The following is a 21,667-nucleotide window of genomic DNA, read 5'->3' on the forward strand; positions in this document are numbered from 1 at the left end:
TATCGAGATTTCGTGGAGGCCCCAAGACTCGACCAAATTGCCAGACGAGGCGGATCAAAGATCAGCGTCTCGAAACTCCGTGTTGGATTGCACATCGCTTGGCGAGCGCACGAACCAATGCTCAGCACAGCTACTCGGCTTTCTTCGTCTCCATGAAGTCTCCACAATTTCTCCACGAGACCATCAAACCCCGCCGCTAGCGTTAGCGCTTGAGACGTCCTCGAACGCATAGCAGGAGGTCGCGGCGCTCGATTCAATCTGATGGTGAAAATAATGACGCCCCCAGCGGACCGGAAGAACCTAACGCAATACAGCCCTGTTCACGCGCGGCGATGGATCATTCTCATTGCGGTCATGTTAGCGTTTCTACCTGTCGTGCTCGATATGACGATCCTGCACATCGCCGTGCCGTCCTTGACGCTCGCGTTGCAGGCATCCACCACGCAGGTCCTTTGGATCATCGATATTTACTCGCTGCTCATGGCGGGGCTGCTCGTTCCGATGGGAACGCTGGCCGACAGGATCGGCCATAGAAAGATTCTGCTCACAGGGCTGGTAATCTTTGGGATGGCTTCAGTTGTGGCAGCATTTTCGACCGGCCCCTGGATGCTGATAGGTGGACGCATCCTGCTTGCCTGCGGTGCTGCGATGATCATGCCCTGCGTGCTGGGTATCATTCGTCGAACCTTTGAGGACGCTGGTGAGCGTGCCATTGCGCTTGGCCTATGGGGCACTGTCGGTGCTACTGGCGCCGCTATCGGCCCGCTGGTTGGCGGCGCGATGCTGGAGCATTTCTGGTGGGGGTCGGTCTTTCTCATCAATGTTCCAGTGGTCCTGGTCATCATGCCGATCATCGCACTCATCTTGCCAAAAAGGGAATTTGTCTCATCAGGCGAGTGGCAGATAAGCCAGGCGCTGTTGCTAATCGTGGGGATCATCGGCTTGGTGTTTGCCATCAAAAGCGGCTTTGCCGGGAAGCAATCGCTGGTGGTCGTGATTACAGCCGCCCTGATCGGCTTCGCTGCTCTTCTGAGCTTCGTGCGCATCCAGCGGTCTGCCGCAAATCCAATGCTTGATGTGACACTCTTTTCACGCCCGGCGATTGTCACCGGTGTCGCCATGGCGATCGTCACGGCTGGCGCGCTCGCTGGCGTCGAGCTTACCATCGCTCAGGAGCTGCAATTCGTGCTCGGCAAATCACCGCTCCAGGCTGGCCTGTTCATGCTGCCCATCATGGTGGCCGCGGCCACCGGGGGGCCGCTCGCGGGCTTCCTGTCAGCCAAGCTTGGTCTTCGCGTCGTCGCCACCACCTCGCTTGCCGTAGCAGCGGTCTGCCTCGTTATGTTGGCGCAGTCCAATTTTCACCATCAAGGCCTTGTCGTTACGGCCTGCCTCACCATGCTTGGCTTGTCGCTCAGCATCGGCCTGACTGCATCATCGATCGCGATCATGGGCGCGGTCGAAGCCGACAAGGCGGGCGCGGCAGGATCTCTGGAGGCGACAGGATACGAGCTTGGCGCTGGCCTCGGCATCACCTTCTTCGGCGTTGCTCTTTCTGCAATCTACATGGGCGCGATGGCGGTGCCTGCTGGCATCCCCGCGGAGATCGTCGATGCCGCACGCCGCTCCATAGGCGATACCTTAGTCTTGGCCGAGACGCTGCCGGACGACCTCGCAACGGAGCTCGTAGAAGCGGGCAAAAATGCCTTTTCTGCCGCGCATGCGGTGCTGCTGACGGCAGCGGGTACGCTCATTGGCGTCTTAGCAGGCGCCGTTTTCTTTGCCCTCAAAAATGTCGAGGCTGGTGCTTAGTGTGCAGTCGCGTCCTTCGGCCATCTGACCTCTTGAACCACGCATCAAGCTTTTCTGAAATCGATTTTGTTCTTAAGACAAAAAAGACAAAAATAAGGATATCACGATGTCGTCCATCGAAGCTGGAAATATCAATCTCAAATACCCTCTGCCCATCCGCTGTCTACACTGGGCAAGAGCAGTGCTCATCATAGGACTGATCGCGTCCGGCTGGTACATGACGCGGCTGCCAGAAAGTGACATGGCGACTGCCTCGATTCTCTACCCCAATCACAAGCAGTTTGGCATTCTCGTGTGGCTGCTCGCGATCGTTCACCTGACACTGCGCTGGCGTTACGCCAAGATCATGCCGGCTGCGCCAACAACGCTGACCTCGTGGGAGAGAATTCTTTCGCACGCAGTCCACAAACTTCTAATCCTTCTCACTCTTCTCGTTCCAATGCTAGGCTATTCGCTTTCCAGCAGCTTCTCCCAAAGCGACGGCGTGCCCTTTTTCATGATACCCCATCTGCCGGAACTGCTTCCGAAAAACGATAATGCTTTCGTGGTCTTTCAAGCATTGCATCGATACGGCGCTTACACGATTTTGGCACTAATCGGTCTGCACGTTTTGGGAGCCCTCAAGCACAGGCTGATGGACAAAGGCGGCCCATCGGACGTGCTCCCTCGCATGATCTAAACCATCATGTGGGTTGCTCGCTGCATAGACCACCGGACGCGACGTGCGACATCGCTTCCAAGCAAAAGGCACAGGCGGGATCTCGATATCTACGGACAAAAGTCGAGGGCCGCTCTCCGGGCTCCAGCTTCTACGCGCCTTTGCTCGCCGTCGGGGCCTGGAGGAAGCTCAAGATCGATCAGTCTCTCAAGTCGGTCAGGTGCTTCTCGAACCTGAACATGCCCCCATTATCGACATCGGTATCGCTATCGTGATGATCATGGGGGTCCGGATGCCGAGCATTGTAGTATTCAACGATTTTGAACCTGCACTTGTTGACGTAAAAATGAATGTTACGCTTTTCAAAATAACGTGTGTGCGTCGTCCATATGCGGGTTTCAGGAAACCGCCGCTCTATCTCACGCCAAGCCTTTAATCCGATGCCGCGGCTATGCTCGCCCGGTTCTATATAAAAAAAGGGAAGCTCATTCTCATGCGATACAGCGTCTATCGTGACGACAGCACCTCCGACCCACTTATCATCGGCGAGAACACGGAGAACAACCGAACCTTCGGCTTGAAACGAGCGCTCTATGTCCTCATCCGCAGGGATCGTTTCCGTGGCAGATCCCGGTTCACTTGCAAGCGCCATGGAAAAGGCGCGCTGTAATCATTTTTTTTTGAACTGTGGCAGATGTTTACTTTCAGCGACGTCCAGACGCAGAATGTCTGACATGGAAGGTCCGGTCATAAGAAATCTCCTGCCGTTGATCTATGCGATACGACGTCGTGCTAACGCGTCGAGGAGTTTTAGGGCGATTGCCAGGGGCAAGCGAGGGTCGATCATCCGCCCTGCCACCGATACCTCGACGGCATCTCGCCTCGCGTGCCCTTATTCGGTCGCGACTTGCTCTACAGTCGCTCGTAAGCGATCGTTTAATTGCGGACCGGTCGTATGCCATGCAAGAGCCAGCTCAAGGAAAGAGAAGGCAATACAGGCGAGAAGCAGTGTTTTCTCGTTCATGTAGCGTTTGCCGCGAAAAGTCGTAAGCGGGTTTCGTACAGCACCGCGACGAAAAGGGTGCCGTATCACCAGCTCGGATCCCAGCCGGGTGGAGGCTCGTCGGCTTCCCAGTTGACATCGTCCCACGCATCGATCTCGTGATAGAAGTCCCGATCCTCATAGTGATCGGACCAATAGCTATTGATACTGAAGGAAACCGTTGGCACCGCGGGCTCACGCACAACACGGACATAGGCTGGTGCGCGAAGCCTTTGGGAGTCGTGCTCTATTTCAACATAAGCGCCCGATACCCAGCCCCGGCGGCCGGAGACTTCGACATCGCACCAACGGTAACCGTTTGTGCAGCCCAACACGTTCAGAGGTATACCTTGGGGAAGAATACCGATTGAAGGATAGCGCGTGCTTGGACCCGCTCGCATGTTGATTTCGGCAGCGGCATAAGAGCCAGCCTCCGCAGCGGTATTGGTGAAGGTTGCTACGCCAGCAATGGCCGCAGCGAGAATGAGCGCGTTTCGCATCGAAACCTCGTTAGATAACTCAACCGGTAGGAAGCCCGGCGGCTGAGAGCGGAAAATGCTCTCGAGTATGACCAAGCAAGTCCAAATCCAGATTTCGTGGAGAAAACGTAGATAAACGATGGCGGCGGTTTATTTGTAGGCGAAGTATCCTATTATAAAGCCCCAGCGAACGAGAGTAATGAGTTGTCGTGCAGACAACATGAGAACGCCGTGCGGAAAACTCTACCCGTGGGCGTGATCCCGGCACGGGAGTTGCAGTTCGATGCAGAAACCCTTGTTTTTTTTGGGGAGGATTATCGCGTCCCCTTGATGAGCCTGCATGATCGCCTTCACGATGGATAGGCCAAGGCCTGAGCCCCCAGACACGCGGTTCCGAGACACGTCGGCTCTCCAAAATCTCTCGAAGGCGCGGCTGCGGTTCTCGTCTTCAACACCTGGTCCCGTATCCGTGCATCGGAAATAGACATGATCCTTGTCCTGCCAAGTCTCAAGGTAGATCGTGGAGTTCGGAGCATAACGGCGGCAATTGTCAAGAATCGCGACGATTGCCTGCCGTAGCTTGGACTTGTCCGCAACGGTCACAGCCTGATCCAACCGTCGGACCACGAGGCTGCCTGCGCCAGAGAGCTGATCATCCATCGATGTTGCAGCAGCATCAACCTCGGCGGCGAGATCGATCTGAGAATATTGCAAGTCGAGTTGTCCCGCATTGCTGAGAGCCAGGGTGCGCAACTCTTCGACAATGCCGCCAAGGTCTTCGACATGAGCGATAAGACGGGAATACAGCTCTGGGCTCGGCTCGAACGCGCCGTCCAGCAGTCCCTGCAATCTACCTCTCAAAATCGTCAACGGCGTCCGCAATTCGTGAGCGATGGCCGAATTGGAGTATTTCAGCTCTGTCTCAGCTCGTTCCAGCCGCTCCGCCATTAGATTGAAGTCGGCGACGAGCTCGCCAGCTTCACCAAAGCTTCGGCGAGGAAGCACCGCACGCGCGGAAAAATCGCCGTGAGCGATCGTTCTTGCTGCGCTTGCGACCGATTTCAGCGGCTCGGTAACATAGCGCGCGAGGCGCCAACCGACCAAAGATGCGGTCAATATCCCGACCGCTAGCAACAACCCCAACGTTATCGTATCGCCGAGTTGCCATGCGCTCTCGTAATCCGCTTCAGGATATAGCCAGTCGTAAATGAAGAAAAAATAGGCCACCAAACCGGCATAAACGACGACGAATGCCAGCAGCGTGAGCAACACCATCGCCCGTATCAAGCCTGCATTCAGATTAACGCGTTTAGATGTCATCAATTCGATACCCGACGCCTCGAACACCCGTCAGGACGCCCCCTGCCCCAGCAGCGGTCAGCTTGCGTCTGAGATTGCTGACATGACTGTCAACGGTCCGATCCAGCGCCTCACCCTCAGGAAGACACGCGTCAACGAGTTCCGACCGCTCGAATACCCTGTTCGGCGACGCTGCCATATGAGCGAGAATCCGAAACTCGGTACGTGTAAGATCAAGCGTGACCGGCTCCGAGCCGGAATTGACAAGCGCACGGTGCGCTTGAGGATCTACGCTGAGAGGCCCGACGCGTAAGACGTGATCTGGACTGCGACCCGCCACGCGACGTAGCACTGCTTTAGCGCGTGCGACAACCTCGAGGGGATTGAAGGGCTTTACGACATAGTCATCTGCGCCGATGCGCAGAGCTTGCAGCTTGTCCAGATCATCTGCAAGTGCCGTCACCATGATGACAGGCGTATCAGAAACCCGGCGTATGGCAGCGAGCACCTCATACCCATCTTGACGCGGTAATTTTATGTCAAGCACGACCAGATCAGGCCGCAAACGCTGATGATGGCTCAAACCGACAGCACCGTCACCGGCAGTAATCACTCTGAATCCCTCACGCGCAAAATAGGTTTCGATGATGTCTGATATTTCCGGATCGTCTTCTATGACGAGGATGAGGGCGTTGTTCATAACTGATCTCTCGATGCAAAAGGTCTAGAAGCCGGGATCTTGGACACATCGCAGATACTCCATCGCTCCACGATGCGCCTCCCGCGATGACAGCCTCACAATGACTTGCGAGCTTCGTCGTTCGACCGTCAGTTGGACTGACTTACCGAAGAACGTCAACCGCTGATGTTGGCTGTCGGCCCACGCTCCACTCAACGCAAATATTTTCTCGACGCTTTCTCAACAAACCGAGCGCAGTTGCTTCTCTGCCAGCCACGTACCGGCGCTATGTACCGCTTTGCCGGTCGAGCTGACGTTCACGGAGAGCCTTTCGCAGATGAAAAATCCTAACTTCAACAGAGAGCAAAGCCCGCTGTGCCTCAAGGCGGTGTGCTAATGCACGCCTACTGCGACTTCGATGGCACCATCGCTGAGATCGACGTGACAGACGCTGTCCTTGAGCGGTTTGCGAGTGCCGAATGGCGTCATGTCGAGCAAGCATGGGAAGAAGGGCACATCAACGCCCGTCAATGTATGAGCGCACAAGTGGCACTCATACGCGCATCGATGAACGAAATTGACGCATTTTTAGATAGCGTAAAGATCGACCCGGGTTTCCCTGAATTCGTTAATTGGTGCGCGACCAACCTGATCCCGGTTACCGTGGTCAGCGATGGAGTTGATCGCTTTATCCGCCGCATACTGGCCAATCACGGTCTCGATCACCTCGACATTATCGCTAATCGGCTTCGTGTCGAAGACACTGGAGGCCGCTTCAACTTCAGTTTGGATGCACCATTCTCCAGAGCCACCTGCGGGGCCGGCTCGGGCGTGTGCAAATGCGCCGTTGTGCGATCCGATGCCAGGCAGATCTACGTGGGCGACGGGCGCAGCGATTTTTGCGTGTCCTCGAAAGTGGACCTTCTTTTCGCCAAGCACGCGCTGGCTGTGCATTGCACGAGAAATTTCATCCCGTTCGTTCCCTACACGACATTCAAAGATGTTCAGAACCTAGCAGCAGCTCAACTCCAAAACCTCGTCACTTTTCATGACGCAGGCCTCCTCCTCTCCCAAACTGCCTAACCAGGAAAATAAGTATGCATTCTCTCGCCAAGCCGGCTCACGGCCAAGCAAATATCGCATCCGAAAACGATCTTCGCGTGCTAGAGCAAACCTATTGCTCTCACGGCGACACCGTTCATTACACCGATCACCCCAAGTTTTTCGCGGGTTGTGATGGGTCCTTCATGTATGATGAAGCTGGCACCGCATTTCTTGATCTCCAAATGTGGTACTCGGCAGTCAATTTCGGCTACCGCAACCCGCGCCTCAACGCAGCAGCCCACCGGCAGCTGGATACGCTTCCTCAAGTCGCGTCGCAGTATCTCCACCGTGAAAAGGTTGAGCTGGCGACGATGATTGCCCAGGATGCAGAAAGAAAATTTGGCCAGAAGGGTCGTGTGCATTTCAACGTCGGCGGCGCGCAAGCTGTCGAAGATTCGCTGAAGCTCGTTCGAAACTACTCCGTAGGGAAAAGCCTGATGTTCGCCTTTGAGGGCGGCTATCACGGTCGTACGCTCGGCGCTACCTCCATCACTTCGTCTTATCGTTACCGCCGCCGTTACGGACATTTCGGTGAGCGCGCACAGTTCATCGAATTTCCTTATCACTTCCGCGGCCCCAAGGGCATGTCGAAGGAAGAATATGGTCACTATTGCGTCCAGAAGTTCGCTCGTCTGTTCGAGAGCGAGTACAATGGCGTGTGGGATCCCAAGGCCGGTAAGTCAGAATACGCGGCGTTCTACATCGAACCCATTCAGGGAACCGGTGGTTACGTCATCCCGCCGATGAACTTCTTCGTAGAGCTGAAGAAGGTGCTGGATGAGCATGGCATTCTTCTCGTCGTCGATGAAATTCAGATGGGCGTATACCGGACGGGCAAGCTCTGGTCGATCGAGCATTTTGGGGTGTCCCCCGATGTTCTGGTGTTCGGCAAGGCGATAACCAACGGTCTCAACCCGCTTTCTGGCATCTGGGCACGCGAAGAGATGATCAACCCGACGATCTTCCCGCCCGGGTCCACGCACTCGACCTTCGCCAGTAATCCAATGGGAACGGCTGTCGCCCTCGAAACTCTGAAGATGGCTGAAGAAGAGAATTTCGCCGCGAGCGTCACGTTGAAAGGCGCGGCCTTCCTGGATGGCTTACGTCAGCTGCAAAAAAAGCATGCCATCGTCGGCGAAGTGGATGGCCTCGGTCTTGCATTGCGGATGGAGATTTGCCGCGACGACAGTTTTACCCCCGACAAGGCCACACTCGACTGGATGTCCGATGAGGGCATGAAGGGCGATATGATCGTTAACGGACGCAAATATGGTCTGGTGCTCGATGTCGGCGGTTACCACAAGAACGTCATCACATTCGCTCCGAATCTCAACATCTCCTTCGAAGAGATCAATCTTGCGATTGAGTTGCTCGATCAGCTTTTGACGCGCGCTGAACGGAGGTAATCCCGTGGAAACCCTTCTGCTTCATCTCGACGACGCCTTACATCTACAACCGACCTTTGTGGATGCCGCACTTTCGGTGGGCGCGCACGAGGTTGACGAGCGACGCTGTGGAAGCGCCGTTCGGCTTTGGAGCAGGAAAGAGTCGCTCGATCTTCTGAAACCCAGCATCGTACGCTCCGCCCGCCTGCGTTCGTGCCCTAGACTGTGTTTCCTTGGATCGGGCGACTTTCACCACGTCTCGGCGTTATTGATCGCCGAGGCAGCAGAAGCTTTCGACGGACCTTTGACCGTCATCCATATCGACAACCACCCGGATTGGGTGAACTTTCACAATGGTATTCATTGCGGCTCCTGGATCAACGAGCTCGCGAAAGAAGCGAGTGTTCAAAAGGTCATCACGCTCGGTGTCTGCAGCGAAGATTTGCAATCGCCTGAGCGTAAGGGCGCGAACCTCAATAGTCTGGTCAACGGGAAGGTCGAACTTTATCCCTATGATCATCCGCCGAGCCGCGTGAAACGCAGCTATGGCGATTGCGCAAGCTACACCCAGTCGGGCAATCGCCTTGTCTGGTCTACAATGAAGAGGATGGGCTCAACGACATTCAACGAATACCTGCTCTCCAGGATTTTCACCTCCAACGTTTACATCACCATAGACAAAGATTCTCTCGCCCTGGATGAAGCAATCACGAATTGGGATCAAGGCAAGCTGCGTCTTTCAACTATCCTCAGGCTGTTGAACGACATCGCCGAACGGCACCGCATCATCGGAGCGGATGTAATCGGTGATTACTCGACACCCATCTACTCCGGCTCCCTCGTCACGCGGTTGTTGAAGCACGGTGAGATCTTAATTGACCAGCCACTGTGCGCTCCCGACGCCGCAATGACGCGGGACCGCAACACTGTCACCAATCTCACACTTCTAAGGTCTCTTTCGGAGATGATGAAATGACGGACGGGCTCAATAACACGATGCTCGCGCTGATCCTGTTTTGCGTGCTGACAGAGGCTGGCCGCGAAGTCTGCTTCAAACTTGCTTCCGCCAGAAGCGGTCGCAATGCGTACTTGCACCCTTGGACGTTATCCGGGATCGTATTTTGGGGCATGGAACTGGTGGCATGGACATATGTCCTTGCCCACGTCCCGCTGTCCATTGCTTTCCCATTGATGGCCTCAAGTTACGCGGTTGTCAGCGTCGTCAGCGCTTATCTCTTCAAGGAGAAGATTGGTCTCCGGCATTCTATAGGCGTTGCCCTCGTCTCCGGCGGCGTCATTTGCGTGGGAGTATCAGGCCTATGACATTTTCTTTCACCGCCTCACAAACACAGTTTTCCCGACCGATCGCACGCTTAACCAGCGAAGGAAAAGCTCAGACTTTCAACCCTTTGAACGACAAGCTTTCGTTTTTTGAAGAGGGCAAGAACGGCAAGGCAATTCTTCTTGTGCATGGGATGAGCGGCGCGCCTGCCGAGATGAGACTGGTCGCAAGGCAATTCAATCGAATGGGCTACTCCGTGCTTGCCCCCTTGCTCGCTGGACACGGACGCGGCGAGAAGGCGCTGCGTGGTTCACGCTTCGAAGACTGGCTGGAAAGCGTTGCAGTTGCAGCCGACTGGCTTTCAACGCGAAGCGATACGGTCTTCGGTGCGGGCATCTGTGTTGGCGGTAAGCTGACACTACTCGCGTCGCATATGAAATCATCGCCGATCACGTCGGTAGCGCTTTACTCGCCCTGCTTTCATTACGACGGGTGGAACGTCCCGCGCTACTACGCGATCCTGTCGCCGCATATCAGGTGGATCAGGCTGATACCCTTCGTTGATCGCCTTAATTTCAGCGAAACGCCTTCGCTTGGCATCAAGGATGAACGAATGCGGCGCATGATTTCCGGAATGGCGAGTGAAGGCATTCTTAGCCATTTTCCGGGCCGCGGCTTGGTGGAAATGGATCGGCTGGGCCATCACCTCAAAAAGCAATTGTCCGACATTGTTACGCCTTCGCTCATCATCCATTCGACGGAGGATGATCTTAGCGGTCCAGACCACGCTCGCTACATCGCCGCACGACTAGGCGGACCGAAAGCGCTGCATTGGTTGAATGACAGCTATCACATGATCCACGTGGACAAAGAGCATCGCAAAGTAGCCGATCTTTCCACCAGATTTTTCGAGATGAACCATGCTTCTAGAAACGCGATTTGATATCGACCAGGGCCCGAGGTTCAATGCGCAAAATCTCAAATTCGAGATGCATGAGACGCTTGCTACCATAAACAGAGGCGCGTGGGATGCCTGCTTTCAGTCTGACATAGAGCGATACGATTATTTGCTGGCGGTTGAGCAATCGGGACTTGCCGGTTTTGAATGGAGGTATGCGACGGTTACCTACTGTGGAGTGATCGTCGCCGCCGCGCCGGTTTTCCTATGTGATTACCATCTGGAGACAACTCTGGAACGAGGCAGGCTTACTTCGTTGGTTCAAAGCATCCGGACGAAGTTTCCGCCATTCTTGTCTCTCAAACTTGCCTGTATCGGCTCTCCCTGCACGGAATGCGCTATCATCGGCATCCATCCCGCTGTACCTGGTTATAGCGAGGCTGATCTCATATCGCTGCTACTCCGTTGCTCGGAACGGTGGGCGCAGAAATCCGGGTACGGATTGTTTGCACTCAAAGACGTGCCAATGCCTCTTGAGCCCGAGATGTTTGAAACAATTCAGTCGCAGGGCTTCGTTGCCATGTCGAGTTTGCCGACAGCGTGGCTGGCCATCGATTTTCCTGATATCGAGACCTACCTGTCGAGGCTGTCCAACTCGACGCGCAAAGACATGCGCCGTAAATGCCGTTCGGCAACGGAGGTGTCTGTCGAGAAGGTCACAGATCTGGGCGACATGCTACCTCGCTTTCGCGAGCTTTATCACGACACCCGCAACCGAAGCGAATGGCAGTTCGAAGAACTAACCTCCGCATACTTCGCCGGCGTCCTGTCGCGCTTGCCAGAAAATGCGTTCTGCACCGTCTATCGTGTTGGGGACGACATCCTCGCCTTCAACCTGCTTCTACACGACGGTGATCGGCTGATCGACAAGTTCTTCTGCATGGATGCCGAGCGGGGCAGGCATTACAACCTCTATTATCTCAGCTGGTTCGAGAACTTGCGCTTCTGCCTTACGCATGGACTGAAAATATATCAAAGCGGCCAGGCATACTACCAGAACAAGCTGCGGCTTGGCAGCAAACTCACCATGAACTCGATGTTCTTCAAGCACCAAAATCGAGCTCTGCATACGCTATTGAGCTGGAGTGCGCCGTTCTTCGGCGACAGCGGACTGGAAAAGCAATGAAGGATTTTCATACGCTGTGGCTATCAATCCCGCTGTTGAACACGCTGCAGCAAATTTTTCTCAAGCAGAGCGCTGATGGTCTGCCAGGCGACTTTGGTATCCACTGGATCATGTCGCTCGTCTCTTCACCCTGGTTTATCCTCGCCATCACCGCCGAGATTGCCTGTTTTATTTTGTGGATGCGCGTGCTTGCAACGACCGACTTGTCGAAGGCATTTACTCTCTCAGCCATCAGCTATGTTTTTGTGCTTGCAAGCGCATGGTTGTTCTACGCCGAGCCGATCTCCACCCTCCAATTGAGCGGTAGTGGCTTGATCATCCTTGGAGCCTGGTGCGTATCAACGGCGCCGGCGGAACGTGGCGCATCGGCGCCCTCGACCAAATCTGCACAGTGACTGCGCGAAATCTTATGCCGGCGATGATTTTGAAAGCCAAAATGCTTTCCAACGCATCAATCGGACGAACGACTTCGCCAAAAATAGGGGTGACGGCAATTGTATTGGGTTTCGTATGCCTCATGGTTCAGAGATGAGTAGGATGCAGTTCGAACCTTTCAAGCAAGCACCCACGGCCTGCGGTTTTATGCTGAAATCGCAGCACTGGATCCTCGTCGCTATGATTCTTTCGTCCTGTCAGCAAGGATCGCTGAACCTCTCAGACATGGCTCCGACGGCATTGCTGGCGCAACCCCAAAGCCCTGCAGTGTGGATTGCGGAACCAAGGAAACCGGAATGGTGGAAAGCACTGAACGACAAGCAACTCGACGCGATCGTGTCGCGCGTTCAGCAATCGAATTTAACTCTCGCCCAAGCACGTGAGCGCAGAGCCGCCGCCTCGGCAATGGAGCGCAGCGCATCTTCCGCTTACCTACCCAATCTCGCGCTCTCAGGGTCTGCAACCGGATCGACGGGCAAGATCAAGATTGACGACATCTCCCGCCGTCCCGCCCAGATCAATTTAGAGACTGGATGGGAAATCGCTCTTTTTGGTCAGAACGAATTGACCCAGAAAGCTGCTTCCTTGGAAGGCAACATGGCTGCGGCAGATGTCGATGCTGCAAAGCTGTCTGTCACGGCGGAGGCCGCAATCAGCTATGTTCGATTGCGAGCACTGCAACAGCAACGCGGCAATCTCAATGGTCTCTCCTCGGCCTACGCGAAATCTAAAAATGTCGCTGCCGTCCGCTCAACGAGTGGGCTCGGAACCAGTCTCGAGACGGAGGTCGCTACTGACGAGAGCAGAGCGATCGAACAACAGAAACATGTCCTCGACAACGCAATAGCCGGGGAAATGCAGCGGATTGCTATTCTTCAGGGTTTGCCAGATGGCGATGGCGCTCTCGCGGCAAAAGCGTCTCAACCCCTTCCCACCAGAGCTTTCGTCGCACAAGTTCCCGCTGAAGTGCTTCGACAACGACCTGACGTTCGACGAGCCGAATGGAACGTATTGAAGGCAGGAGCTGACGTGGGGCTAGCGACTGCCGATCTTTATCCAAAGCTTCAACTCTCTGGGATGATTGGGTTTGGATCACCGGTTTCCGGGTCTCTTTTTGGCGTCATTGGCGGACCCTCGTTGCAGATACCCATTTTCGACTACGGTAAGAGACACGACATCGTCGAGGCAAGAAAAGCGCAAATGCGAGAAGCGATTTCAGCATACCACCAGGCAATTCTGGTCGCTCACGGCGAAGCCTTATCCGCCTTGCGCGCCCTTTCCGTTGCGCGACAGGAAACGCTTCGTGCGAACGCTGCGCACGCCACTGCCAAGAAGTCTGTTGCCGCCGCTGAGCTTCTGGCTCGCCAGGGTTTGTCGGATCAATCAGTTCTTGCGGCGCGCCAAATCCACGCCGCGGAGACAAGACGCCTCCTGATAGAGGCGATCAAAGATGAGGCTGAAGCGTTGGTCGCACTGGCGCGAGCCACGGGAGGAAATCTGACCTCAGCCGCCCGAGGCGCGACGAACAACTCTGATTCGCAACCAAAGAGCCGGTCATGACGATATCCATCGCTCGTAAGACGTTGCTTCACGAGTGGCGCCGGTTTCTGCCCGCGACGATCGCGATTGCATTTTCAGGGGTTCTGATGACGGTTCAGGGTGCGTTGTTGCTGGGCATCGTCGGCGCCAATGGCCTTTACGTCACGCAATCCACGGCGGCGTACTGGGTAGGCTTTCCCGGTACGCAGAGCGTTGACCTCGGACGAGCGATCCCAGCAAGTGTCGCGACAAGTCTCTACGCCCAGCCTGCAATTTCGCATGTCGAGCCGGTCCTTTTTGGGTCCGGTGACTGGAGAGGGATCAACGGCGGTGGCGGTGTGAGCGTCACTGTCCTCGGTATCGAAACGGCAAATAATAGCGAAGCGCTCGCGCGCATTATTCCGCAGACGCTTCGCAACGAATTGAACGAACCAGGTACCGTTCTCGTCGACATTGCAGACGCATCAAAACTGTCGACAAAAAAGGGCGGCGTCGCGGAAGTTAACGGGCGTGCAGTCCGCATCGTCGGTTATATCGATGGGCTGCGAGGCCTCGGAGGTGTCAACGTTGTTACGTCTCAGGAAACGGCGCGCAATCTTGATCATAGCCTCCCTAGTGACGGCGGCGCGACTTACTTCCTCTATGACCTCAAAACAGGCGCGAACGGCCCTGCCGTTCAAGCACGTTTGAACAGTGCAACCGATATCCGTCGCTTCGAGGTATGGTCCGCGCAAGAGCTCGCCTCAATGACAACGATGTATATGCTGCTTGATTCAGGCGCGGGCATCGCCTTCATCTTTGCAACATTGATCGCCGTGATGATCGGTGCTGTTATTACAAGCCAGACCTTGATGGGAGCGGTAGCAGGAACTGTTCCGCAATACGCGACGCTGAGAGCGCTCGGGGTACCTTTCGACCGGTTGAGGATCATCGTCGTCGAGCAGGCCGGGTGGGTCGCGTTCTTCGGCTTCGTCATCAGCCTTATTCTGAGCGCCGCAATCGCCTTGGCGGCAGAGATCTACCGTGTCCCGTTCGACTTGCGTTTCAGCATTGTAGCCGCGGCCTCGACGGTTGTGCTTCTGGTTGCAGCGGTCGCCTGTCTACTGGCGATACACCGCCTTCGGGATACAGATCCCGCCATGCTCTTGAGGTAAGCCATGCTGCCTGTCCTCAGCGCACGCCATCTTTGCAAGTCTTTCACCATCCACAATATCCGCATGCAGGCGCTGTCAGATGTTTCGGTGGATATTTTCGCCAGCGAGTTTACGCTGATGATCGGCCCCTCTGGCTGCGGCAAGAGTACTCTTCTTTCGATCCTCAGCGGAATGACGAAAGCGGATGCCGGCTCGGTAAGCTCTGGCAGCCTCACGCTTTCCTCATTGAGCGACAAAGAACGAGACGAGTTTCGCTTGAAGAATTGCGGATTTGTCTTTCAGGGCTTCAACCTTTTTCCAGGGCTGAGCGCTGTCGAGCAGGTGCAGGTCCCCTTGGACTATATGTCGGTCCCTTCATCGGTGGCTCGCGAGCGCGCGGTTGAGGCGTTAGCCAGTGTGGGGCTATCGAAGAAAAGCCATCTTCGACCAGCGGAGATGTCCGGCGGCGAAAAGCAGCGCGTAGCGATTGCCAGAGCTATCGTCAAAAGGCCCGCAATCTTGTTCGCCGATGAACCGACAAGCGCTCTGGATAGTGAAAATGGTCGCAACATCGTCGCGATACTTCAGGATATCGCGAAAGAGTCTGGCTCGGCCGTGCTGTGCGTTTCTCACGATATGCGTCTGGTAAAACAGGCTGATCGGGTCCTCCAGATGGAGGACGGACGATTGCTAAGAGATGTACGTCCGGTCTCCGGCAAAAGCACCACAGGATCTTGAGGATATGAAGTTTCTACCCCGAGTTAAACGTCCCACCGTGACAACAATTTCCGCTGGCTTGATTGGTGGTGCGCTTCTCTATTTCACCGCGCTCTCTCCGAGCGCTGAGGAAGATGCTGACAGGCCAGAGCTTGCGGGACCACCCATCATGGCTGCCGCACGGGGTGTGGTGGATATTCCCGGAGGCCTATTAAGGGTCACTTCCCCCAGAGATGGGTCGGTTGCGTCCCTCTTGGTGCACGAAGGCGATCAGGTCAAGGCGGGTGACATCCTGGCGACACTGGACTCCGAACAGGAGTCACTATCAGCCAAGATCGCCGCGGAAGAGGCGGTGCAGGCGCAGGAGCAATACAAGCTGCTGCAAATGAAGATGAAGAACCTGTCACGCCAGGCGGATCGGGTTAAACGCGCTGCTGCCGGCAATGCTGTCTCAGACCAAGCTCTCGATGATGCGATATCGGCGCGAGACAGCCTCGGCTCTGAACACAAAGTCGCGGCGTCCATTCTCGCGGCTTCGCAAATGCGGCGCGATATGGCGAACCGCGAAGTCGAGATCAGGACGATTAGGGCTCCCGTCGACGGCTTCATTATTCGGCAAGGCGTTAAAGTTGGCGAGTTTGCCGCTGCAAACGGGGCGACAGAGATGTTTACAATCTTGCCGGAAGGTCAAAAGATCATAAGGGCGGAGATTCCCGAACAGTTTCTCGACAGCGTAAAACCGGGACTGCCGGTTGAAGTCCTTGCCGAAGACAGATCAGGTCAATCATATGAAGGCCGTATCAGCCGTATCTCTCCGGTGTTGATGCAGTCGAACGGAATGCCTGGGGAACGCAACGACATCCGTACCGCAAGCTCTACCATATTGGTAAGTCGCGATGCTCCTTTCCGGGTTGGTCAAAGGGTGATTATACGCGTTTATAAGTGACTTGTATTCCTCGAAAGTTGAGCGTTCGGTACGCTTATTTCCCGCCTGGCTGCGCCCCCAACTAACGACAACCAGCGAGACCTCACGCGCATTCCGGCTGGGTCTGCACGCTTTCTGCACGATAACTCAACATAGCTGTGATGTCTGGGGCGGCAGCGGCTGGGGCATGTTGACGTTCGTCGCCTGCCGTTATGCGTGGCACGCTCACGTACAACTATTCAACGCTTTACGCGGGCGCCCCCGTGCAGGCGATCCTAGACAATGAGACGAGATCATGCACGAGCCAGACCAAGATTTTGCAGACTATGAAACGTCGGCGCAGTTGCACACCCCATGGAGGCGGGTGATTGCGCTGTTTCGCCCGCACCGTGGGGCCCTCCTGATTGTTCTGGGGCTAATTGCAATTGCAGGTATCGCAGGCGCAACAACTCCCTTCATGATGCGCGCCATCATCGACAATGCGCTCCCTGCTCGCGATGCCACACTGCTCATCTGGCTCTGCCTAGGCCTGATCGGCGTTGCGGTTCTCGCCGCCATCACCGGTGTCCTTCAGGCCTATGTATCGACGCACATCGGCCAGCAGCTCATGCATGAGCTCCGTGTCACTCTTTATGAACATCTCCAGTCACTATCGCTCGCCTTCTTTGCGACAGCACGGACGGGAGAAGTTCAATCGCGCATGTCGAGCGATATTGCGGGCTTGCAATCGCTGTTTACGACGACAGCGACTGATGTCGCTCGAAATGTGAGCGTCGTGCTCACGACTATCGTGGCCATGGTCCTGCTTGACTGGCGTCTTGCGCTTGCCTCGCTTGCATTCATGCCCGTGTTGTTATGGCTGAACAATCGCGTGGCAGCGCTGCGCGAACGACTGACTTTCGAGCAGCAGGAGCGAATTGCCGATATGTCTGCGACGGTCACGGAGTCCCTTTCCGCCGGAGGCTTTATCCTTGCTCGCACAATGGGTCGGGCGCGGCATCTCGTTCGACTTTTTCGCGAAACCTCATCCGATGTCGCGCGTCTGGAGCTCAAATCCCATACCGCCGGCCAGTGGGAAGTCGCCATAATCATGTTCGCGCTCGACATTCTTCCCGCCGTGACCTTTCTGATAGGCGGCCTGATGCTCGCTCAAGGATTCGGCGTTTCGACCGGAACGTTGGTCGCACTGATCGCGCTACAGGAGCAGTTGCTGTGGCCAATGCTCGAATTGTTCGAAGCGCGTGTCGAGCTGCGTAAGGCTAGAGCGCTGTTAACCCGCGTCTTTGGTTATCTCGATACAAAACCCACACTGGTCGAACCTGCGAAGCCAGCCGTTGTCGATGTCACGAGCATTCGCGGTGAGATCGTCTTTGATAACGTCTCCTTCTCCTACCCTGCGACAGGCCGACCAACGCTTGATCGCATAAATTTGCGCATCGACGCCGGCAAGCATACGGCCATCGTTGGTTCGACGGGATCAGGAAAGAGCACATTGGGCTATCTTCTCGCACGCCTGTACGATCCGGACAGCGGTAGAGTGACGCTCGATGACATCGATATCAAGGACTTCAGCTTTGAATCACTCTCGCATATACTAGGTGTTGTTACGCAGGATCCATTTCTGCTCAATGCCAGCATTGAAGAGAACCTTCGCTTCGCCAAGGCCGATGCATCCTTTAATGAAATAGAACAGGCCTTGGCGTTGGCGCAGTTGAGCGAAAAAGTCTCGCAGCTTCCGAAGGGCATACTCACTGAGGTAGGTGAACGCGGTTACCAGTTTTCCGGCGGTGAGCGGCAGAGGCTGTCGCTCGCCCGCACCATCCTTCGCAACCCAAGGGTGCTTCTACTTGACGAGGCGACCAGCGCGCTTGATCCGGAAACCGAAAACGCATTGTCCGCCGCACTGGCGGCCAGCCGGGATCGGACCGTAGTTTCGATCGCTCATCGTCTGTCGACCGTCCGTCACGCCGACCAGATCGTCGTGCTTGTAGAAGGACGCATTGTAGAAACTGGAACACACGATCAGCTGCTAAATGCGGGTGGCCGCTACCGCAAGCTGGCGACGATTGGCTAGCGCCGACAACGACTGTTTCAACACAGGACTTGTAAATGATGCCGACATTACAAATGTGCACAGCACTGTTGCAGTGAACTAGCGAACAACGGCTGCAGACTTGGAACCTGCAGCCGTCTTGCATACGCTGCGGCTTCAGTCGCCCGGAACTTGACATCTGACACGCTTTCTCGACGCGTCTTTATTGATGTGGCGGCAGCGGCCATCATCTCTTTGAACTCACTCAGAGCAACGCCATCAGCACGCATTACCGAGAGGATCATCGGATCCCTGTACATCTCAGCGAGGGTCATTTCTCCTGTCGTAATGGTCATAACAGTCTCCTTCCGACGAGTTCCAAATCCAGAAAGCGGTCCGTCACTTGACGATCTCGCCACATGGTGTTACCGGTAAGTAACAAATGCATAGTTACCGACCAGTCACACCCCTGTCAACCGTGCTTCAGGATAAAAACTAAATCTCATGAAATCCCTCAAATCTGATCGCTTACCGGAAGAGAAAATCCCACCTCGCGACAGGATTGTCTCGACGGCCTGTCAACTGTTTCGCGAACATGGGATACGCGGGATTGGCGTCGATGCCATTGCAGAGGCCGCGGCCACAAATAAGATGACCTTGTATCGACATTTCGGCTCCAAGGACGATCTAGTATGCGAAGCGCTCAAGCACAGTTCTCAAGCGCTCGATAAGGCTTGGGAAGATCTTGAGGCAGAGAACCCTGGCGACCCTAGAGCTCAGCTTGCGGCGTGGGTGGAAGCACGCGCTCACTGTCTGTCGAATGAGCCCTATGGATGCGATCTGGCTAATGCCGCCGTGGAGTTAAAGGAGCAGGGTCACCCGGCACACGCGGTTATAGAATCCCTGAAGATGCAACAGCATTCCCGTCTTGCCGACCTTTGTCGTTCGACGGGTGTCAGCGATCCGGAACTTTTGGCTGACACGCTTGCCATGCTTTTGGAAGGCGCGCGCGTCAGCAAGCTTGCAACCGGAAACGAAGGCCCCTCCATGCGGTTCACACGTGCGTGTGAAGTAGCGATGGCCTCGTTCGGCATCGCTTCCAAGGCTTCCTCCTGAGTTCAGCGAAATCGCGAGGAAGCAGGATCGAGACCACCGAGATCGTCCGTTGATCGATGCTTGAGATCACTGCTCTCGATTGGCGAGACTACCAGCACGTGGCAACATTCCGCCCCTCGGTAGCACGGCCTTTCTTCGAAATGATCAGAACCGAGAGCGGGAAATATCACGACATGATCAGACCGCCATCGACGTTGATGGTCTGACCCGTGATATAGGCAGCATCCTCCGAGGCCAGGAACGCCACCAAGGCCGCTACTTCTGCCGGTGTGCCGGCGCGGCGCATTGGAATGTTAGCGACCCATTCGGACATCAGTTCGCCTGGCTTATAGTCCCCAAGCATTTTGCCCCAGACGCGATCGTTGTAATCCCACATTTCCGTGTGGATGATGCCAGGGCATATAGCGTTGACGGTGATACCTTCCGGGGCAAGCTCTTTGGCGAGGCTTTGGGTAAGGCCAACAACACCGAACTTCGATGCTGCATAGTGTGGCGTGTAGATGAAGCCTTGGCGAGCCTGACCGGAGGCGGTGTTGATGAGGCAGCCTCTCGTTCCACTCTGGCGAAAACGGCGGATAGCTTCCTGGCAGCAGAGAAACGCGCCCTTGGTATTGACCTCCATATTGAGGTCCCACTGATCCTCACTCAGATCCTCGACTTTGGAAATGGTGATGACGCCTGCATTTTGGACAGAGACGGAAAGAGCACCAATCGCGGACTCCGCCGCGTCGTAGGCCTCGCGAACAGCTGCGAAATCACGCACATCAAGCGTGACGCCAAAGATTTGAGCGCCGGTTTCGTCGGCAAGCTTCGCTGCGATATCCGCAGTGTCCTTTTCTACAGCAGCGATCGCAACCTTTGCTCCTTCTTCAGCGAAGCGACGAGCGATGCCGTAACCGATACCTTTATTGCCGCCGCTGACAAAGACGGACTGACCTTCGAAACGTTTCATCTCTCCTCCTCAGGAAACTTGGAACTTGCTACAAGCCGACCAGACGTTCGGCGGTGAATTTGTCGGTGACTAGAACATCGATGACGCCGGTTCTAAGAGCGCCGGCAATGGCCTCGGTTTTCTTTGCCCCACCCGCCAACGCGATCACACGGTCGACATTGGCGAGGTTCTCCAGGGGTAATCCGATGACCCGGTCGTCTAGCGGCGTTTTGACCGGTGTGCCGTCCTTGTCGAAGAAACGCAGCGAAATATCGCCAACAGCGCCCGCTTGCGACAGGTCTGCCAGTTCCTTGTCGGAAAATATGTTGCCGGAGCGCGCAAGAAGTTCTGACGGCTCGACTGCGCCGACGCCGACGATTGCAAGCGTGATCGAGCCGAAGAGATCGATCGTATCGCGCACGAAAGGATCAGACAGCATCAAGAGCTTCGCTTCGCGGGAACTTGCTACACCCGGGACAGCCAGAAGCTTGGGGTCGGCCTCCGTTAGCCGCGCAAGGCGAGTGGTAATCTGCGTTGCGTGGGTCTGTACCGATGGATCGCCCATCCCGCCAAGTGTCTGGACAATGTATTTGGCCTTCGCACCTTTCAGCGGATGGATATTTTCGACCATTTTGAAAATGGTCTGGCTCCAACTGGACACTCCGATGATTTCATTTTGTGAAAGGGTGACTTCGAGAAAATGCGCTGCCGCTTCGCCGATCCTCGCCATGATCGCCCCGTCACGGTCCTCGCTGCAATCCACGACGATGACTTCGGGCAAATCGAAACGTTCTCGAAGCTTTGTTTCCAGCTCACTGAAGGTTCCGACAGGCGGGATGATGCTGGTGCGCACAATGCCTTCCGCCTCTGCGCGCTTCAACATGCGTGAAACAGTCGCCTGCGACAAGTGAAGATGTTCGGCAATCTCGGCCTGGCGCTTATGCTCGCTATAATACATCTGCGCGACACGCGAGATCAGACGAAGTTCGTTTATCCTACCCATGGCACCCCCAAT

22 protein-coding genes are annotated in these 21,667 nt (G+C 55.5%); 15 read left to right on the forward strand and 7 right to left on the reverse strand.

Annotated features, from left to right (window positions below):
* The first annotated feature begins 273 nt into the window (after nt 1-273).
* Together QZ869_RS12450 and QZ869_RS12455 are read left to right on the forward strand one after the other, a co-directional pair.
* Nucleotides 274-1,812 (forward strand): MFS transporter, encoded by a 1,539-nt coding sequence (locus QZ869_RS12450; protein WP_296105117.1) that lies wholly within the window; start codon nt 274-276, stop codon nt 1,810-1,812.
* Between the two features lie 106 nt (nt 1,813-1,918).
* Nucleotides 1,919-2,491 (forward strand): cytochrome b/b6 domain-containing protein, encoded by a 573-nt coding sequence (locus tag QZ869_RS12455; protein WP_296105120.1) that lies wholly within the window; start codon nt 1,919-1,921, stop codon nt 2,489-2,491.
* Nucleotides 2,492-2,669: 178 nt separating this feature from the next.
* Here the strand turns inward: QZ869_RS12455 and QZ869_RS12460 are convergent, their stop codons facing one another.
* The 4 genes from QZ869_RS12460 to QZ869_RS12475 all read right to left on the reverse strand — a co-directional run bounded on the left by QZ869_RS12460 (nt 2,670) and on the right by QZ869_RS12475 (nt 5,990).
* On the reverse strand, nt 2,670-3,122 hold the full coding sequence (locus QZ869_RS12460) for a GNAT family N-acetyltransferase (protein WP_296105123.1): 453 nt from the start codon (nt 3,120-3,122) through the stop codon (nt 2,670-2,672).
* Between the two features lie 437 nt (nt 3,123-3,559).
* Nucleotides 3,560-4,012, reverse strand: coding sequence for an SH3 domain-containing protein (locus tag QZ869_RS12465; RefSeq protein WP_296105126.1), 453 nt, complete (start codon nt 4,010-4,012; stop codon nt 3,560-3,562).
* A 222-nt stretch (nt 4,013-4,234) separates the two neighbouring features.
* Nucleotides 4,235-5,311, reverse strand: a complete 1,077-nt coding sequence (locus QZ869_RS12470) for an ATP-binding protein (protein WP_296105129.1) — start codon at nt 5,309-5,311, stop codon at nt 4,235-4,237.
* On the reverse strand, nt 5,301-5,990 hold the full coding sequence (locus tag QZ869_RS12475; RefSeq protein WP_296105132.1) for a response regulator: 690 nt from the start codon (nt 5,988-5,990) through the stop codon (nt 5,301-5,303). The genes QZ869_RS12470 and QZ869_RS12475 overlap by 11 nt, the downstream gene beginning before the upstream one ends.
* Before the next feature lie 375 nt (nt 5,991-6,365).
* Between QZ869_RS12475 and QZ869_RS12480 the strand changes: the two genes are divergently transcribed.
* The 12 genes from QZ869_RS12480 to QZ869_RS12535 all read left to right on the forward strand — a co-directional run bounded on the left by QZ869_RS12480 (nt 6,366) and on the right by QZ869_RS12535 (nt 18,647).
* Nucleotides 6,366-7,052 (forward strand): MtnX-like HAD-IB family phosphatase, encoded by a 687-nt coding sequence (locus QZ869_RS12480; protein WP_296105134.1) that lies wholly within the window; start codon nt 6,366-6,368, stop codon nt 7,050-7,052.
* A gap of 14 nt (nt 7,053-7,066) precedes the next feature.
* The gene (locus QZ869_RS12485; RefSeq protein WP_296105136.1) at nt 7,067-8,479 is read left to right on the forward strand and encodes an aminotransferase class III-fold pyridoxal phosphate-dependent enzyme; all 1,413 of its coding nucleotides are present in this window, start codon (nt 7,067-7,069) and stop codon (nt 8,477-8,479) included.
* A 4-nt stretch (nt 8,480-8,483) separates the two neighbouring features.
* Entirely contained in the window at nt 8,484-9,434 is a 951-nt protein-coding gene (locus tag QZ869_RS12490) for an arginase family protein (protein WP_296105138.1), read from the forward strand.
* Entirely contained in the window at nt 9,431-9,781 is a 351-nt protein-coding gene (locus QZ869_RS12495) for a permease (protein ID WP_116494852.1), read from the forward strand. The genes QZ869_RS12490 and QZ869_RS12495 overlap by 4 nt, the downstream gene beginning before the upstream one ends.
* Complete coding sequence (locus tag QZ869_RS12500) at nt 9,778-10,683, forward strand: alpha/beta fold hydrolase (RefSeq protein ID WP_144622087.1); 906 nt, start codon at nt 9,778-9,780, stop codon at nt 10,681-10,683. The genes QZ869_RS12495 and QZ869_RS12500 overlap by 4 nt, the downstream gene beginning before the upstream one ends.
* The gene (locus QZ869_RS12505) at nt 10,661-11,824 is read left to right on the forward strand and encodes a GNAT family N-acetyltransferase (protein ID WP_296105142.1); all 1,164 of its coding nucleotides are present in this window, start codon (nt 10,661-10,663) and stop codon (nt 11,822-11,824) included. Before QZ869_RS12500 ends, QZ869_RS12505 begins: the two co-directional genes overlap by 23 nt.
* Nucleotides 11,821-12,219: an EamA family transporter gene (locus QZ869_RS12510; RefSeq protein WP_296105145.1), complete on the forward strand. Its 399-nt coding sequence runs from the start codon at nt 11,821-11,823 to the stop codon at nt 12,217-12,219. Before QZ869_RS12505 ends, QZ869_RS12510 begins: the two co-directional genes overlap by 4 nt.
* Entirely contained in the window at nt 12,182-13,819 is a 1,638-nt protein-coding gene (locus QZ869_RS12515; RefSeq protein WP_296105147.1) for a TolC family protein, read from the forward strand. Before QZ869_RS12510 ends, QZ869_RS12515 begins: the two co-directional genes overlap by 38 nt.
* Entirely contained in the window at nt 13,816-14,952 is a 1,137-nt protein-coding gene (locus tag QZ869_RS12520) for an ABC transporter permease (protein ID WP_296105149.1), read from the forward strand. The genes QZ869_RS12515 and QZ869_RS12520 overlap by 4 nt, the downstream gene beginning before the upstream one ends.
* A 3-nt stretch (nt 14,953-14,955) precedes the next feature.
* Nucleotides 14,956-15,669, forward strand: a complete 714-nt coding sequence (locus tag QZ869_RS12525; RefSeq protein WP_296105151.1) for an ABC transporter ATP-binding protein — start codon at nt 14,956-14,958, stop codon at nt 15,667-15,669.
* Nucleotides 15,670-15,673: 4 nt separating this feature from the next.
* Complete coding sequence (locus QZ869_RS12530) at nt 15,674-16,594, forward strand: efflux RND transporter periplasmic adaptor subunit (RefSeq protein WP_296105153.1); 921 nt, start codon at nt 15,674-15,676, stop codon at nt 16,592-16,594.
* A 274-nt stretch (nt 16,595-16,868) separates the two neighbouring features.
* Nucleotides 16,869-18,647, forward strand: coding sequence for an ABC transporter ATP-binding protein (locus QZ869_RS12535; protein WP_296105157.1), 1,779 nt, complete (start codon nt 16,869-16,871; stop codon nt 18,645-18,647).
* Nucleotides 18,648-18,694: 47 nt separating this feature from the next.
* On the opposite strand, the gene QZ869_RS12540 is transcribed toward QZ869_RS12535, so the two are convergent.
* Entirely contained in the window at nt 18,695-18,961 is a 267-nt protein-coding gene (locus QZ869_RS12540; protein ID WP_296105160.1) for a hypothetical protein, read from the reverse strand.
* Between the two features lie 148 nt (nt 18,962-19,109).
* Here QZ869_RS12540 and QZ869_RS12545 point away from each other — a divergent pair, with 148 nt between their 5' ends.
* Nucleotides 19,110-19,721, forward strand: coding sequence for a TetR/AcrR family transcriptional regulator (locus QZ869_RS12545; RefSeq protein ID WP_296105162.1), 612 nt, complete (start codon nt 19,110-19,112; stop codon nt 19,719-19,721).
* A gap of 166 nt (nt 19,722-19,887) precedes the next feature.
* On the opposite strand, the gene QZ869_RS12550 is transcribed toward QZ869_RS12545, so the two are convergent.
* Both QZ869_RS12550 and QZ869_RS12555 read right to left on the reverse strand, forming a co-directional pair.
* Nucleotides 19,888-20,673, reverse strand: coding sequence for an SDR family oxidoreductase (locus tag QZ869_RS12550; RefSeq protein ID WP_296105165.1), 786 nt, complete (start codon nt 20,671-20,673; stop codon nt 19,888-19,890).
* 28 nt (nt 20,674-20,701) lie between these two features.
* Nucleotides 20,702-21,655 (reverse strand): sugar-binding transcriptional regulator, encoded by a 954-nt coding sequence (locus tag QZ869_RS12555; protein ID WP_296105167.1) that lies wholly within the window; start codon nt 21,653-21,655, stop codon nt 20,702-20,704.
* Between the last annotated feature and the right edge of the window lie 12 nt (nt 21,656-21,667).

It is taken from the genome of uncultured Agrobacterium sp. (assembly GCF_913777885.1).
GTDB lineage: Bacteria > Pseudomonadota > Alphaproteobacteria > Rhizobiales > Rhizobiaceae > Agrobacterium.

Coding starts and splice junctions, on each gene's coding strand:
- QZ869_RS12510 (WP_296105145.1), top strand. CDS start 11,821: ATGAAGGATTTTCATACGCTGTGGCTATCAATCCCGCTGTTGAACACG.
- QZ869_RS12475 (WP_296105132.1), bottom strand. CDS start 5,990: ATGAACAACGCCCTCATCCTCGTCATAGAAGACGATCCGGAAATATCA.
- QZ869_RS12535 (WP_296105157.1), top strand. CDS start 16,869: ATGCACGAGCCAGACCAAGATTTTGCAGACTATGAAACGTCGGCGCAG.
- QZ869_RS12505 (WP_296105142.1), top strand. CDS start 10,661: ATGCTTCTAGAAACGCGATTTGATATCGACCAGGGCCCGAGGTTCAAT.
- QZ869_RS12520 (WP_296105149.1), top strand. CDS start 13,816: ATGACGATATCCATCGCTCGTAAGACGTTGCTTCACGAGTGGCGCCGG.
- QZ869_RS12525 (WP_296105151.1), top strand. CDS start 14,956: ATGCTGCCTGTCCTCAGCGCACGCCATCTTTGCAAGTCTTTCACCATC.
- QZ869_RS12470 (WP_296105129.1), bottom strand. CDS start 5,311: ATGACATCTAAACGCGTTAATCTGAATGCAGGCTTGATACGGGCGATG.
- QZ869_RS12540 (WP_296105160.1), bottom strand. CDS start 18,961: ATGACCATTACGACAGGAGAAATGACCCTCGCTGAGATGTACAGGGAT.
- QZ869_RS12555 (WP_296105167.1), bottom strand. CDS start 21,655: ATGGGTAGGATAAACGAACTTCGTCTGATCTCGCGTGTCGCGCAGATG.
- QZ869_RS12485 (WP_296105136.1), top strand. CDS start 7,067: ATGCATTCTCTCGCCAAGCCGGCTCACGGCCAAGCAAATATCGCATCC.
- QZ869_RS12500 (WP_144622087.1), top strand. CDS start 9,778: ATGACATTTTCTTTCACCGCCTCACAAACACAGTTTTCCCGACCGATC.
- QZ869_RS12460 (WP_296105123.1), bottom strand. CDS start 3,122: ATGGCGCTTGCAAGTGAACCGGGATCTGCCACGGAAACGATCCCTGCG.
- QZ869_RS12455 (WP_296105120.1), top strand. CDS start 1,919: ATGTCGTCCATCGAAGCTGGAAATATCAATCTCAAATACCCTCTGCCC.
- QZ869_RS12450 (WP_296105117.1), top strand. CDS start 274: ATGACGCCCCCAGCGGACCGGAAGAACCTAACGCAATACAGCCCTGTT.
- QZ869_RS12480 (WP_296105134.1), top strand. CDS start 6,366: ATGCACGCCTACTGCGACTTCGATGGCACCATCGCTGAGATCGACGTG.
- QZ869_RS12530 (WP_296105153.1), top strand. CDS start 15,674: ATGAAGTTTCTACCCCGAGTTAAACGTCCCACCGTGACAACAATTTCC.
- QZ869_RS12545 (WP_296105162.1), top strand. CDS start 19,110: ATGAAATCCCTCAAATCTGATCGCTTACCGGAAGAGAAAATCCCACCT.
- QZ869_RS12550 (WP_296105165.1), bottom strand. CDS start 20,673: ATGAAACGTTTCGAAGGTCAGTCCGTCTTTGTCAGCGGCGGCAATAAA.
- QZ869_RS12495 (WP_116494852.1), top strand. CDS start 9,431: ATGACGGACGGGCTCAATAACACGATGCTCGCGCTGATCCTGTTTTGC.
- QZ869_RS12465 (WP_296105126.1), bottom strand. CDS start 4,012: ATGCGAAACGCGCTCATTCTCGCTGCGGCCATTGCTGGCGTAGCAACC.